The 12,927-nt window shown below is 57.7% G+C and carries 13 protein-coding genes; 4 read left to right on the forward strand and 9 right to left on the reverse strand.

Annotation, left to right across the window (positions count from 1 at the left end; all coding sequences use genetic code 11):
* Window position 1: 1 nt before the first annotated feature.
* The 3 genes from ACS1BR_RS02435 to ACS1BR_RS02445 form a co-directional block, all read right to left on the reverse strand.
* Complete coding sequence (locus ACS1BR_RS02435) at window positions 2-394, reverse strand: hypothetical protein (RefSeq protein WP_463559891.1); 393 nt, start codon at window positions 392-394, stop codon at window positions 2-4.
* 193 nt (window positions 395-587) lie between these two features.
* On the reverse strand, window positions 588-1,013 hold the full coding sequence (locus ACS1BR_RS02440) for an HIT family protein (protein WP_463559892.1): 426 nt from the start codon (window positions 1,011-1,013) through the stop codon (window positions 588-590).
* A 2-nt stretch (window positions 1,014-1,015) separates the two neighbouring features.
* Entirely contained in the window at window positions 1,016-1,687 is a 672-nt protein-coding gene (locus tag ACS1BR_RS02445) for an MBL fold metallo-hydrolase (protein WP_463559893.1), read from the reverse strand.
* Window positions 1,688-1,851: 164 nt separating this feature from the next.
* On the opposite strand from ACS1BR_RS02445, the gene ACS1BR_RS02450 reads away from it, so the two are divergent.
* Window positions 1,852-2,319 carry a Fur family transcriptional regulator gene (locus tag ACS1BR_RS02450; RefSeq protein WP_463559894.1) on the forward strand — a complete coding sequence of 156 codons (468 nt, stop codon included), beginning with the start codon at window positions 1,852-1,854 and terminating at the stop codon, window positions 2,317-2,319.
* Here ACS1BR_RS02450 and ACS1BR_RS02455 read toward each other — a convergent pair.
* From ACS1BR_RS02455 to ACS1BR_RS02475, 5 genes are all read right to left on the reverse strand, one after another.
* On the reverse strand, window positions 2,316-3,191 hold the full coding sequence (locus tag ACS1BR_RS02455; RefSeq protein ID WP_463559895.1) for a metal ABC transporter permease: 876 nt from the start codon (window positions 3,189-3,191) through the stop codon (window positions 2,316-2,318). The genes ACS1BR_RS02450 and ACS1BR_RS02455 overlap by 4 nt on opposite strands.
* Window positions 3,188-4,045 carry a metal ABC transporter ATP-binding protein gene (locus tag ACS1BR_RS02460; RefSeq protein ID WP_463559896.1) on the reverse strand — a complete coding sequence of 286 codons (858 nt, stop codon included), beginning with the start codon at window positions 4,043-4,045 and terminating at the stop codon, window positions 3,188-3,190. The genes ACS1BR_RS02455 and ACS1BR_RS02460 overlap by 4 nt, the downstream gene beginning before the upstream one ends.
* Window positions 4,046-4,048: 3 nt before the next feature.
* Window positions 4,049-4,999 (reverse strand): metal ABC transporter solute-binding protein, Zn/Mn family, encoded by a 951-nt coding sequence (locus tag ACS1BR_RS02465; protein ID WP_463559897.1) that lies wholly within the window; start codon window positions 4,997-4,999, stop codon window positions 4,049-4,051.
* A gap of 88 nt (window positions 5,000-5,087) precedes the next feature.
* Entirely contained in the window at window positions 5,088-6,167 is a 1,080-nt protein-coding gene (locus tag ACS1BR_RS02470; protein ID WP_463559898.1) for a hemolysin family protein, read from the reverse strand.
* Window positions 6,164-7,507, reverse strand: coding sequence for a hemolysin family protein (locus ACS1BR_RS02475; protein ID WP_463559899.1), 1,344 nt, complete (start codon window positions 7,505-7,507; stop codon window positions 6,164-6,166). The genes ACS1BR_RS02470 and ACS1BR_RS02475 overlap by 4 nt, the downstream gene beginning before the upstream one ends.
* A gap of 397 nt (window positions 7,508-7,904) precedes the next feature.
* Here ACS1BR_RS02475 and ACS1BR_RS02480 point away from each other — a divergent pair, with 397 nt between their 5' ends.
* From ACS1BR_RS02480 to ACS1BR_RS02490, 3 genes are all read left to right on the forward strand, one after another.
* Window positions 7,905-11,621, forward strand: a complete 3,717-nt coding sequence (locus tag ACS1BR_RS02480) for a multifunctional oxoglutarate decarboxylase/oxoglutarate dehydrogenase thiamine pyrophosphate-binding subunit/dihydrolipoyllysine-residue succinyltransferase subunit (RefSeq protein WP_463559900.1) — start codon at window positions 7,905-7,907, stop codon at window positions 11,619-11,621.
* A gap of 180 nt (window positions 11,622-11,801) precedes the next feature.
* On the forward strand, window positions 11,802-12,401 hold the full coding sequence (locus tag ACS1BR_RS02485; RefSeq protein WP_463559901.1) for a GDSL-type esterase/lipase family protein: 600 nt from the start codon (window positions 11,802-11,804) through the stop codon (window positions 12,399-12,401).
* A gap of 125 nt (window positions 12,402-12,526) precedes the next feature.
* On the forward strand, window positions 12,527-12,601 hold the full coding sequence (locus tag ACS1BR_RS02490; RefSeq protein WP_369796768.1) for a 50S ribosomal protein bL37: 75 nt from the start codon (window positions 12,527-12,529) through the stop codon (window positions 12,599-12,601).
* Window positions 12,602-12,659: 58 nt separating this feature from the next.
* Here the strand turns inward: ACS1BR_RS02490 and rsrA are convergent, their stop codons facing one another.
* Window positions 12,660-12,926: a mycothiol system anti-sigma-R factor gene (rsrA, locus tag ACS1BR_RS02495; RefSeq protein ID WP_463559902.1), complete on the reverse strand. Its 267-nt coding sequence runs from the start codon at window positions 12,924-12,926 to the stop codon at window positions 12,660-12,662.
* Window position 12,927 lies beyond the last annotated feature (1 nt).

Genomic DNA, 12,927 nt, shown 5'->3' on the forward strand with positions numbered 1-12,927 from the left:
TCTACCTTCTTTTATACACCTGGTAGCTCACGAGAAAAACTGCCCCCATGAGTATGGTTGCGCACCCCAGAAGATAGCCTGCCGGTAGCTCCCATCCGGCATAGGTAACCACAGCAGAAGACACGCCCAGAACCGGTAGCATAATGTAAAAAGACGTCTCAGCAGATTTTTGTAGCCAGTAGTTCTCCACCGATTGTTCGGGGTTTTGCGGTGCATTCCTCACTGTCTCTCTGTCAACGAGAAGAGCCCAGACAAGAGCAAAACCCACCGGAAAAACGGGCAGGCCCGCGAGTAAAACCAGCCACACCGGCATCTGTTGCCCGCTACCTAGTACAAAATTTAAGCCAGAGACTGCCAGGGCAGACAGCACCCCGCCCGCAACAGAAACTGTCACTAGCTCCCTTTGACCCCGGCCAAAGAACTTTGATTTTCCCCAATAGCTCTTCTGAGCTTCCGCTTGTTCTCGTCTCTCCCGCGACGGCTCCACAGCAACGCTCCTTATGTAAAAGTTACTATACATATCTCACGGTCAGCATAGAAACCTTCGCGATATATGTCAAGTGTATTTTACAGGGAAGGATGGTATCCTAAGCTGGCACAAACCCCCCATGACCCTCCGCACGCAGGGCCTCTGCGAGCCGCCGAGCCCAGGAGTCAAGCTCGGCGGGGTCAGCTTCACGGTCAACGGCATCGGGACCAAAATCTTTCAATCCGTTGACCGGGTACACGTGCAGGTGGGTGTGGGGCACCTCCAAGCCGGCGATCATCAGGCCAATCTTCTTTCCCCCAAACACCCGCGACTGTGCCTTGCCGATAATCTGGGCAACCTCAAAAAGGTGGGACCGCAGATCTGCCGGCAGATCGATCCAGTGGTCTATTTCCTGGCGGGGAACCACCAGCGTGTGACCCGGCCCCATCGGCTCAATGGTGAGAAAAGCTACCGCCCGATTGTCTTTCCACACAAAGCGTCCGGGGATTTCTCCCTCTATTATCTTGGTAAAAAGCGTAGCCATATTTATCCTTCCTCTGTTCCGTGTGAGAGATCCACGGTGTCACCGGGGCTCAGGTGCCGGTAACCGGTACCGTAGGTTGTGCCGAAGGTGGTCACCAGCCCCTCAATGATGGTGCGCCCGTTGTCAGAAATCATCGCATCGTGGATGGGGTAGGCTGTCTGCGCACCCGTTGAGATCATAAAGTCGATGACCTCCTGGACCTTGCTCCAGGGGGCATGGATAGGCAGCAGCAGGGTCTCTACCCGTAGCCGCTGAGGAACCACCAGCGAGTCACCGGGGTGATAAAGCGAACCGTTCACCAGGTAGGCAACATTGGGGATGGTCTGAATGAGCGGATGGATCAGCGCGTGCTGTCCCCCGTAGGTCCTTATCTCAAATCCATCGAGGCTGAACTCTTCGCCACCGGTGGTGGACACCACCGTGGCGGTAGGTACGGCTTCTAGCACCTGCTCGGCCACCGGGGCCGGAGCATACACCCGCAGCCGGGGGTGCTCAGCAATGTGGGCATTGACCTTCTCCGCATCATAGTGGTCGGGGTGGGAGTGGGTAATAAACAGGTAGTCGGCTCCGGCAAGGGCCTCGTTGACCTCCGAAAAATTGCCGGGGTCAAAAACCAGGGTCTTACCCTCGTTCTCGAGGCGGATACAGGAATGGGAAAACTTAGTGAGTCTCATACTCCCATACTCTAGTGCCAGGCTAAGCCTCCGTGCCAGTTATACCGAGCCGGTCCACCGTATAGCCGGCGGTGAAACGGGGGTGCCCCGCCCCGGTTACTGGTGTAGGGTTGATGCTGTATTTTTAAACACCGACACTCGGCACCTTCCAAAGGATTTTTCGCATGGTAGAGGCAGTTTCCCACAAACCGAAAACCCCCAAACCCGAGGTTCGCAACACTAAACAGCGTCGCACGGTGAAAGCCACCATCGACTCTCTTGAAGATTTTATTTCAGCCCAGGACCTTCACCAGCTCATGGTCTCCCGCGGCGAATCGGTGTCGCTGGCAACCACCTACCGTATCCTGCAATCTCTTGCCGACCACCGCGAGGTGGACGTGCTGAGAACCCGGGAAGGCGAGGCCATCTACCGCAAATGCCTGGTAGATGTCCACCACCACCACCTGCTGTGCCGCTCCTGCGGTGCCGCCGAGGAACTCGAGGTTCCCGACCTCGAACAGTGGGCAAGCGATACCGGTACACGCTTTGGGTACACCGATATTGACCACATCATTGAGGTGACCGGTATCTGCTCCGCCTGCCAGCGCAAGAACGCGCAGGCGCATGACCAAGACGGCCCCGGGCCCCGCTAGAGGGATCGGCCCGAGGAGCTGTACCGGCGGGAGACCACCGCAACGAGCTTACACACCAGATAAATACCAAAAGAAATGGTGGTCACGTAGGGGCTGATAGGTAGGGAGCCGGCAAGCGCTAACATGATACCGCCCACTATCGAAAGCTCGGCAAAAAGCACAGATAACAGCAGAGCTTTAACCGGTGATGCCGTCACCTCCAGGGCGGCAGCTGCCGGAGTGATGAGCAGGGCGAGCACCAGCAGGGAACCCACCACCTGCACCGAAAGAGCCACCGCTATCCCCAGTATCACCATGAAGATCAGCGAAAGGGTCCGTACCGGTACCCCCTTGGCGCGGGCAACCACCGGATCCAGCGAGGCAAAGGTGAGCGGCCGCCACACCGCCACAAGCGCCCCAATGACCGCAACAGCACCAACTATCATCTCGGTCAGCTGCGATTCGTCAACAGATACAATCTGGCCGGTCAAGAGCGAAAATTTGTTTGCCGAGCGACCCTCATAGAGGGAAAGAAAAAGAATACCCAGGCCCAGGCCAAAAGGCATTAGAGCACCAATGACCGAGTTTGACTCCCGATAGCGGGCACCCAAAAGCCCTATCAGAACGGCCGAAACTATCGAGCCCACCAGCGACCCCGTCACCACGTCATAGCCCAGCAGTAGAAAAAGGGCGGCACCGGCAAAAGACATTTCTGCTATACCGTGCACCGCAAAGGCGTGATCGCGCATCATCACAAAGATCCCCGCAAACCCGCCGATCAGCCCCAGAAGAGCACCTGCCCAGATCGACTGGCTCAGCAGCTCAAGCAGCTCACCGTAGCGGTCAAAAACGAAGACTCTCCCCCACAGATCCTCCGATGCCACGGCAGTCATGAGCGGACTTCCTCGTGGCAGTGCGGTGTGGAGTAGTCCCCACCGATCAGCTGGGTGGATTCTTTGGAGTCTCCACCCACCACCACGTAGCGGCCGCCGGTGCGAATCACCGTCACCGGTGCCTGGTAGAGTTCGCTCAGCACATCAGAGCGCATCACTTCTTCCACGCTTCCCACCGTAAATCGCCCGTTAGCTAGATAGAGCACCCGATCGACATGGTCGATGATGGGGTTGATTTCGTGGGTAACAAAAATTACGGTGGCCCGCTGTTCCCTGTTATAGCGGTGGATCAGCTCCGAAACCGCGTACTGGTGGTTGAGGTCCAGGGACAGGAGGGCTTCGTCGGCCAGCAGAATTTTGGGCCGATTTGCCAGGGCCTGGGCTACGCGCAGTCTCTGCTGTTCACCACCGGAAAGCAGGCCGACCGGGACTTTGGCGTAGTCGCTGGCACCCACCGCCTCAAGCAGTTCGTCGATTCTGCGGCGGTATGCTGGTGTGCCGCCTAAGCGGATACCCCAGCGGTGTCCGTCCAGCCCCAGCCCCACCAGGTCGCGGGCACGTAAGGGGGTACGGGAACCGAGTGCACGCTGCTGCGGGATATAGCCCACCTCGGGGTTGCCCGTGCTTGCGGGCCGACCCAGGACTTCCACTTTTCCCCGGCTCAGCGAGGTCAGCCCCAAAATAACTTTGAGAAAGGTTGACTTACCGGAGCCGTTGGGTCCGAGTACGGCAAAATACTCCCCCTGACCAACGGTCAGGTCCAGGTCATCCCAGAGGGTTCTGTTACCGAAGGAAAGCCCGCCGCCACTCATTGCGATGGCGGCGGGGTGAAGACTGCCTGCTAGGTCTGTCATAGGCTAGGCTACCGCGTTCTTAATAGTGGTGATATTGTCTGTCATCCAGTCGATATAGTTTTTTCCCTCGGGCAGGGTCTCGGTGAAAGAGGCGTGAGCCACACCGTTATCCTTGGCTGCCTGCAGGATTTCATCCGTTTGACCGGTTGAGGTCTGCTGGTTGTAGGCGAGGAAGTCCACCTGCCCGTCGGCTAAAGATTCTTTGGCTTCCTGTAAAGTCAGCGGAGCGATATCCGATTCAGATTCCACGGCCGACGTGAGATCTGAGGGGGTAACGTTGTCAAAACCGGCGCTCTCAAGCAGATAGTCGGGGACCGGTTCGGTGGCAAGATAGTTTTTTCCGGAGCCTTCAACGGTGGCGGCCTCAGCCACAAGGGTGTCGATTTTTCCGCTAAACTCATCGGCCGCGCCCCGGTACCGGTCGGCGTGTTCGGGTGAAATTTCGCCCAGATCTGCGGCTATCTGCCGGGCAAGGTTTTTCATGGCCTCCAGGCTATACCAGACGTGTTCATTCAGCGACCCGTGATCGTGGTGGTGTTCTTCACCGTCTTCGTGGCTGTGGCCCTCGGTCATTTCGGTTATTTCTTCCGCGCTAAAGAGGCCGGATACCTCCACTGCGTTCGCAATTTTTTGGTCCCGGTTATCATTGCCCGCCAGGTCTTCCATAAATTGGTCGTAGCCGCCGCCGTTGAGCACTACCAGGTCGGCATCTTTAACGGTGAGCCTGTCGCTTGATGTCGCCTCGTAGGAGTGCGGGTCTTGACTGGTGGAGTTAATGATGGAGGTTACCTCTGCGGTGTCTCCGGCAATATTGTGCACGATATTTGCGTAGACATCGGTGGTTGCCACCACCTTGACCCCCGCTGATTCTCCGGAGCCCCCACCGCTGCCGCAGGCAACCAATCCGAATGAAGCGATAGAAAGAATGGCCAGGCTCTGAGCAACCTTTTTCACAAGAAAACTCCAGTCACATGTATGAAAACGATTCTCAATAAGAGTACAGGTAAATATTTTTGCGCGCAATTTAGCACCGCTCCCCCTTCTAACCCTGGGAACGGCTGGCCGCCTCTCTACGCCGCACATGCTGCTGCGTGGTGTCTTTAATTTCACCCACCAGCTGCTCCAGAATATCCTCCAAAAAGAGCACGCCCTCAGACACTCCCCCGGGCCCCACCACGTGTGAAACATGGGCGCGGTTACGCTGCATAATCGCCAGAGCGTCATCAATATCTGTATCAGGGTGCACAAGCGACATCTGCCGTAGCTTACTCCAGGGTATGGTCTGATGCAGCTTCTCTCCCGAAAAACTCAGAGCATCTTTGATATGCAGGTATCCCATGTAGGTGCCGTCCTGGCTGTCTTTCACCACAAAACGCGAAAAACCGGTGCGGGCCACCGCCTGCTCAAGGTCAAGCGGGGTGCAGGGGAAATCGAGCGTCACCAGCTTATCCCCGGGAACCATGATTTCCTCAACACGTTTTTCGGAGAATTCCAGGGCACCGGAAATCACCCCGGAGCCATCGGCAACCGTGCCCTCGGCCCGTGACTCCGCAACCACATTCTGCAGCTCGTCCAGGGTGAAGGTAGAGGAAACCTCAGACTTGGGGTCAATACGCATGAGGATCAGGGCACGATCTGCCAGACGGTTCAAAAAAGCAACGATGGGCCGCAGCACCCTCGAGAGAAACACCAGCGGCGGGGCAACCCACAGCACAATGCCCTCACCCACCAGGGAAACGGTAACATTTTTAGGCACCATTTCACCCAGAATGACGTGTAGGTAGGTGACCACCACCAGCGCGATCAGGAAAGCAAGGACATCGGAGACCACCGGGGGCACCCCCAGGCCCTCCAGGGGCCCGGCAACCAGGTGGTGTAGAGCCGGTTCGGACACGTTGAGAATCAAAAGAGAGCACACGGTGATCCCCAGCTGGCAGGTGGCAAGCATAAGGGACACATGCTCCATCGCGTAGAGGGCAGTCTTGGCCCTCCTGTTGCCGGCTTCAGCAAGCGGCTCCACCTGCGAGCGCCGGGTGGACATAATGGCAAATTCTCCGGCCACAAAAAAGGCATTTCCGGCGAGGAGAAGGATAAGAAGCGCTATTGCTGTCCAGTCGTTCATGAGCCCACTCTCGCTCGCGGTGTCTGCATATTCCGGTCCTCCTCATCTGGCAGGTAGCGCACCCGGTCTACCCTGCGGTGCTCCATTGATTCGACTCGCAGGGTGCCGCTACCCACCGGGAGGGTATCCCCGGTTTCGGGAATTCGTCCCAGGCGGTCCATAATATAGCCGCCGACGGTTTCGTAGGCGGGGTCGTCGTCAATGTCGAGCACGTCGATATAGTCGTTGACCTCGTCGGGGCGGAGCATTCCCGAGAAGACCCAGTCGCCGGAGCCCAGCATGAGCGGGCGTTCCTCGAATCCGGCGAGTTCGTGTTCGTCGGAGACCTCGCCCACTATTTCTTCGACCAGGTCTTCAAGCGTTGTCATGCCGGCGGTTCCACCGTATTCATCGAGCACGATGGCAAGCTGTAGGTTGCCCTCACGCAGCTGGATCAGGAGGGAGTCAAGGTGCACGGTTTCGGGTACCTGAATAATATCTTCCATCAGTGTGCCCGCCTCAAGAGTGGCGCGCACCTCTTCGGGTACACTGACCGCTTTTTTGATGTGTACCGCGCCCACCACGTTGTCCTGGTCTTCGCGGTAGAGCGGAAAACGCGAATAGCCGGTTGTTTTTGCCGCCTCGATGATGTCGGTAACGGGGGCTGTGTCTTCGAGCATGACCACCTGCCGGCGCGGGGTCATCACATCTGCTGCGGTCAGTTCTGCAAAGGAGAGGGTCTTGTCAACGAACCGGGCGGTGTCAGAATCCAGTGTGCCCTGCTCAGCGGAGCGGCGCACCATCGATGAGAGCTCTTCGGGAGAGCGGGCTCCCGAGAGTTCTTCCTTGGCTTCCATACCAAACAGGTGCAGTATCCTGTTGGCGGAGCCGTTCATAAAGCGAATAACCGGCCCCATAGCCGCGGTAAACATAAGCTGGGCGGGAGCCAGCAACCTGGCCACCCGGTAGGGTTCGGCGATGGCGAGGTTTTTGGGAATGAGCTCGCCCATAATCATGGATAGAAAAGTGGCGATCCCCATGGACAGGATCAGGGTGAGAATACCCGCCACGTTCTCTGATAGCCCCCAGCCGGCGATGGTTGTCACCGTTAGATCGCGAATAGCGTAGTCGAGGGTGTACCCGGTGAGCAGGGTGGTGATGGTAATTCCCACCTGGCAGCTGGAGAGCTGGGTAGACAGCGAGGTCAGGCACTGCAGAACCTTTATTCCCGCCCTATCGCCGCGATCAATTGCGTCCTGCACGCTCGCCCGGTCTAGGGCAACCAGCGAGAATTCAACGGCGACAAAAAAACCGGTGCCCGCAATGAGTAGGATACCGACGCACAGTAAGAGCCACTCCATGCTAGGCTGTCACCGCCACAGATCCGGGACCAACGGGGGCGGATGGGCGGGCCGGGTAGGTCAACTGGGGATACAGAGTTCGATGGCAGTCAGATGGGTCTTCCATGACAGAAAATTCTACCAAAGAGCCTCCGCCACTTTACCGTCTGACTACCCTATCCCGCTTACATCCGCTAACAGCTTCACCAAATCCTATTTTTAGCTCAAACATGTGGTTGTTGGGCTGGAAACCAACGGCACAAGGTTACTAAACTAAACAGAAGAGTGTAAGGGTAGATCAGGCCTAAAGGCTTACTCGGCCCCCACCCCGCACCAGACCGTGTGTGAGAGCGCAGCTTGTCTACACCGTCCTCTCGTACACGCACCGCAGTACAACTATGGAAGAGGCGTACAGACTGTGCCCAATCAGCCAGAACACCGTATACCCGAAGAGTTCGCTGGCAATGAGTGGCTCGTAGAAGAGCTGTTCGAGCAGTACCAGCACAACAAAGATTCTGTGGAACAGAAATGGTGGCCCATCTTTGAAAAAATGGAGGCCGCAGACAGGGAGTCGTCGGAGCCGGCAGCTCAGGCTAGCCCCGCAGTAGAGGAGACGAAGACGTCCCCCGCCCCGGACCCCGCACCCGCAGCTCGGCCCGTACCGGCTCAGGAGACCACCGCTTCCCCTGCGGCGGCGGACACCAAGATGAGCATGTCGAACAGATCCGCCACAGAGCAGTCCGCAGAAGACAAAGAAGTTCCTCTGCGCGGGCCAGCTAAGGCTGTCGTCACCACCATGGAGGAGTCACTTGAGGTTCCCACCGCCACCACCGTGCGGGCGGTACCTGCCAAGGTTCTCATCGATAACCGCTTAGCCATCAACGACTACCTGGGGCGCACCCGCGGCGGAAAAATTTCTTTTACCCACATTATTGGCTACGCGGTGATCCGTGCCGCGACCGCGATCCCCTCCATGAACGTGATTTATGGGACCAACGATCGGGGAAAGCCGGTTGCTCTTCACCCGGCACACATCAACTTTGGTTTGGCTATTGACCTGCCCCGCCCCGACGGCTCACGCAACCTCGTTGTGCCCAATGTTAAAGGGGCCGAAGAGCTCAGTTTTTCGCAGTTCTGGGCCGCCTACGACGATATTGTCAAGCGTGGCCGCGACGGCAAGCTCGGTGTCGAAGATTTTCGGGGGACCACCATCTCGCTGACCAACCCCGGTGGTATCGGTACCGTGCATTCTGTCCCCCGGCTTTCCAAGGGTCAGGCATGCATCGTGGGTGTGGGTGCACTGAACTACCCGGCGGAGTTCCGCGGCGCCTCCGAGAAGACCATTGCCCGCCAGGGGGTTTCGAAGATCATCACGCTCACCTCAACCTATGACCACCGTGTTATTCAGGGGGCCGGGTCCGGTGAGTTTTTGCGCCAGATTGAGCACTATCTGCTCGGTGGGGACGGTTTTTATGACCGCATTTTTGAGGATCTTCGCATACCGTTTGAGCCGGTACGCTGGGCGGTTGATAACCAGGTGGATCCGGAGACCGAGATTTCTAAGGTTGCCCGTATCCAGCAGCTTATTCATGCTTTTAGGGTGCGCGGGCACCTGATTGCGCAGACAAATCCCCTGGGATATCGGATGCTCTCACACCCCGATCTCCGCATTGAAAATTACGGGTTGACCCTGTGGGATTTGGACCGGTCCTGGCCGACCGGTGGCTTTGGTGACTCCGACTTCCTGTCTCTTCGAACCATTCTTTCCCTGCTCCGTGAGGCATACTGCCGCACTTTAGGCGTGGAATACATGTACATTGAAAACCCTCGGGAGCGTCAGTGGTTTCAGGATCGGTTGGAGCACGGTTACACCAAACCCACCCGCGAGGATCAGTTTCGGGTGCTGGGTAAGCTCAATGCCGCTGAGGCCTTTGAGACCTTTTTGCAGACCAAGTACCTGGGGCAGAAACGTTTCTCGCTTGAGGGCGGGGAGTCGCTCATTCCGCTTCTTGACTCCATTATTTCGGAGTCGGCGGACAGCGGCCTCAACGGTGTGGGAATCGGCATGGCTCACCGCGGCCGCCTCAATGTTCTGGCCAATATCGCCGGTAAATCCTATGCGCAGATTTTCCGCGAGTTTGACGGTGAGCTGGACCCGCGGTTGACCAGCGGGTCCGGCGACGTTAAATACCACCTGGGTACCGAGGGTGTCTTCACCTCCGATAACGGTAACCAGACCCAGGTCTATCTTGCCGCTAACCCCTCGCACCTTGAGGCCGCAAACACTGTGCTTGAAGGTATTGTGCGCGCCAAGCAGGACACGCTGGCTGAACACGGTGTGGACACCGACTACCCGGTACTGCCGATCCTGATACACGGCGATGCCGCCTTTGCCGGGCAGGGGGTGGCCATGGAAACTCTTCAGATGTCGCAGCTTCGCGGCTACCGGGTAGGGGGCACCGTGCACGTGGTGGTCAATAACCAGATTGGTTTCACCACTTCCCCGGGCGATGCTCGTTCCTCCACCTACGCCACCGACCTGGCTCGTATGGTTCAGGCCCCTGTCTTTCACGTCAACGCCGATGACCCCGAGGCGGTGGTGCGCGCGGGCAGGCTCGCCTTTGAGTACCGGCAGAAGTTCAATAAAGACGTGCTGATCGATCTGATCTGTTACCGCCGCCGCGGCCACAATGAGGCGGATGACCCGTCCATGACTCAACCGCAAATGTATGAGCTCATCGACGAGCACAGTTCCACCCGTAAGCTGTACACCGAGGCTCTGGTGGGGCGCGGAGATATCACCCAGGAAGAAGCCGAGAGGGTTCTCAAAGATTACCAGCAGCGTCTTGAGCACATCTTTACAGAGACCCACGAGGCGCAGGAGTCTAAGGCCCCGCTGGTGACCGCCGATGCTGCCGCGGTGGCCAATATCGAGAGACCTCTGGCCCAGCAGGGTGAAGACACCGTTAACGTGCCCGGCTCCACCGCGGTTTCCCCCGAGACCCTCAAACAGATCGGTGATGCTTTTGTGCGCTACCCCAAGGGCTTTACCCCCCACAAGAAGCTTGCCAAGCTGATGGAGCAGCGGCAGAAGATGGCTACCGGCGGCGATATCAACTGGGGTTTTGGTGAGCTGGCCGCCTTTGGTTCCCTGCTCCTGGAGGGGGTCGATGTGCGGATGTCCGGCCAGGATGTCCAGCGCGGCACCTTTGTGCAGCGACACACCGTGCTCCATGACCGTGTTCGTGACAGCGAGTGGAACCCCCTTCAGCATCTGGCACCCCATCAGGGCAAGTTCAGTATCTATAACTCGCTGCTGTCAGAGTACGGTGCGATGGGGTTCGAATACGGTTACTCGGTGGAACGGCCCGACTCGCTGGTGGTGTGGGAGGCCCAGTTTGGCGATTTCGCCAACGGTGCACAAACCGTCGTTGACGAGTTTATTTCTTCAGCCGAGCAGAAGTGGGCCCAGCGCTCTTCCCTGGTTCTGTTACTGCCCCACGGTTTTGAGGGGCAGGGGCCCGACCATTCTTCGGCCCGGCAGGAACGCTACCTGCAGCTGTGCGCGGAGAACAATATGACCGTGGCGGTGCCCTCCACCCCGGCCTCGTATTTCCACCTGTTGCGCCGACACGCCTATTCGCGCCCGCACAAGCCGCTGGTTGTTTTCACTCCCAAACAGCTGCTTCGTTTGAAGGCGGCTTCCTCACCTCTTGAGGATTTCACCTCGGGCAGTTTTAGGCCCCTGCTTGAAGATACCGGGCGTCTCGATCCGGCGGAGGTAACCCGCCTGGTCTTCGTATCGGGTCGTCTCTATTACGATCTTGAGGCCGAGCGTGCTAAGACCGGCGATCGGCAGACGGCAATTATTCGGCTTGAACAGCTCTATCCGCTGCCTATCGACGATATTAAAAATCAGCTGGCGCAGTACAGCGGGGCCACCGATTTTGTGTGGGCCCAGGACGAGCCGGCCAATCAGGGCCAATGGCCTTTCCTGGCCGTTCATCTGCTGCCCAAGCTGGGGCAAAATTTCCGGTTGGCATCGCGCCCGGCCGCCGCAGCACCGGCGGTGGGCACCGGCCGACGTCACGCTGCCGAACTGGAAAGTCTTATTGCCGAGGTGTTCGACCGCTAAACGGGCTTTAGCCGCCGGTCTTGCCCGTGTCTGTCGATGCGGGCAAGACCGGCGGAGGTACAAAGTTTCGTTAGTTTTCTCTAAATTTTTGGTTTCACCGGGCTGCGGGGTTACAGAATAGATTGATAAGTTTATTCTTGATAGTAGAAAATTATTTGTTTTAACTTCAGAAAGATTCTTGTGCATCAGCGAAACATTAGACTTGTAGCGGTGGGCGACGACCTCCTGGCCGGTGTGGGAGACCCTCGCGCACTGGGCTGGTTTGGTAGGGTGATGGCCCGTACCCCCCGCACGACCGCCCAGATATCGTCCTATAATTTGGCGGCACCGGCAGAGGGTAGCGAGCTTCTCAATTCCCGCTGGTTTGATGAGGCCAGTCGAAGGTTTGGGCAGGAGACAGAAAACCGCCTGGTGATTGCCCCCTCGACCCTCGATGTTGACCTCGATATTTCCAGTGCCCGCAGCCGCCTTAACCTGGCCAACATGGTGGATACCGCTTCACAGAACAGTGTGAAGGTTTTGGTGGTGGGCCCTCCCCCCACCCTTGACACCGAGCGTAACCGCCGCATTGCCGATCTCAACGCGGCCTACGCCGATGTTGTGACCCGCCGCAACCACGTTTATGTTGACACGTTTAACCCGCTTTTGCACCATGAACAGTGGCGTAAAGATCTGGCGGCAAACGAGGGTAATCCGGGCCAGTCGGGCTACGGTCTGATTGCCTGGCTGGTGCTGCACCGCGGCTGGTACAGCTGGCTCAACCTTCCCGAACCTGCCTAATCCCCGCCCGGATAGGTGCAAAGCCGCGGTGTTTGTGCCAGAATAGACGGCGGTGTCTCAATTTTTCTTGAGATATGTATCGAGCATTTTTTTCGTGAACGCTCTCAAACCCCTAAGGAGGCCCCATGAGCAAGCGCGGTCGTAAGCGTAAGGACCGTCGGAAGAACGGTGCAAACCACGGTAAGCGCCCCAACTCATAAGGTATCTTAATACTTTTCGGGCCCCGCACCTAGGTTCAGGTGCGGGGCCCGATACTATTTAGACCGCGTGTTCGTTTTCGCGGATGTCATCGATCCGTCGCCGTATTTTTGCTTTCAGTTCGTCGGATGCCTGCTCGGTGCAGGAGCGTTTGACCACCGACCGGATCACGCGTTCCAGGTCATATTCGCTGGCGCAGTGCTCGCAGTGGGCAAGGTGCTCGTCAAGCTCGGTGAGATCCTGGCAAGAAAGGGCACCGTCAAGGTACTCGTAGATACGCTTGAGTTTTCCGGCGCAGGGATCGCTTTTTTCTATCACTTCTGTCATG

The sequence above is a fragment of the Rothia sp. 18CD1-1 genome (assembly GCF_055285355.1).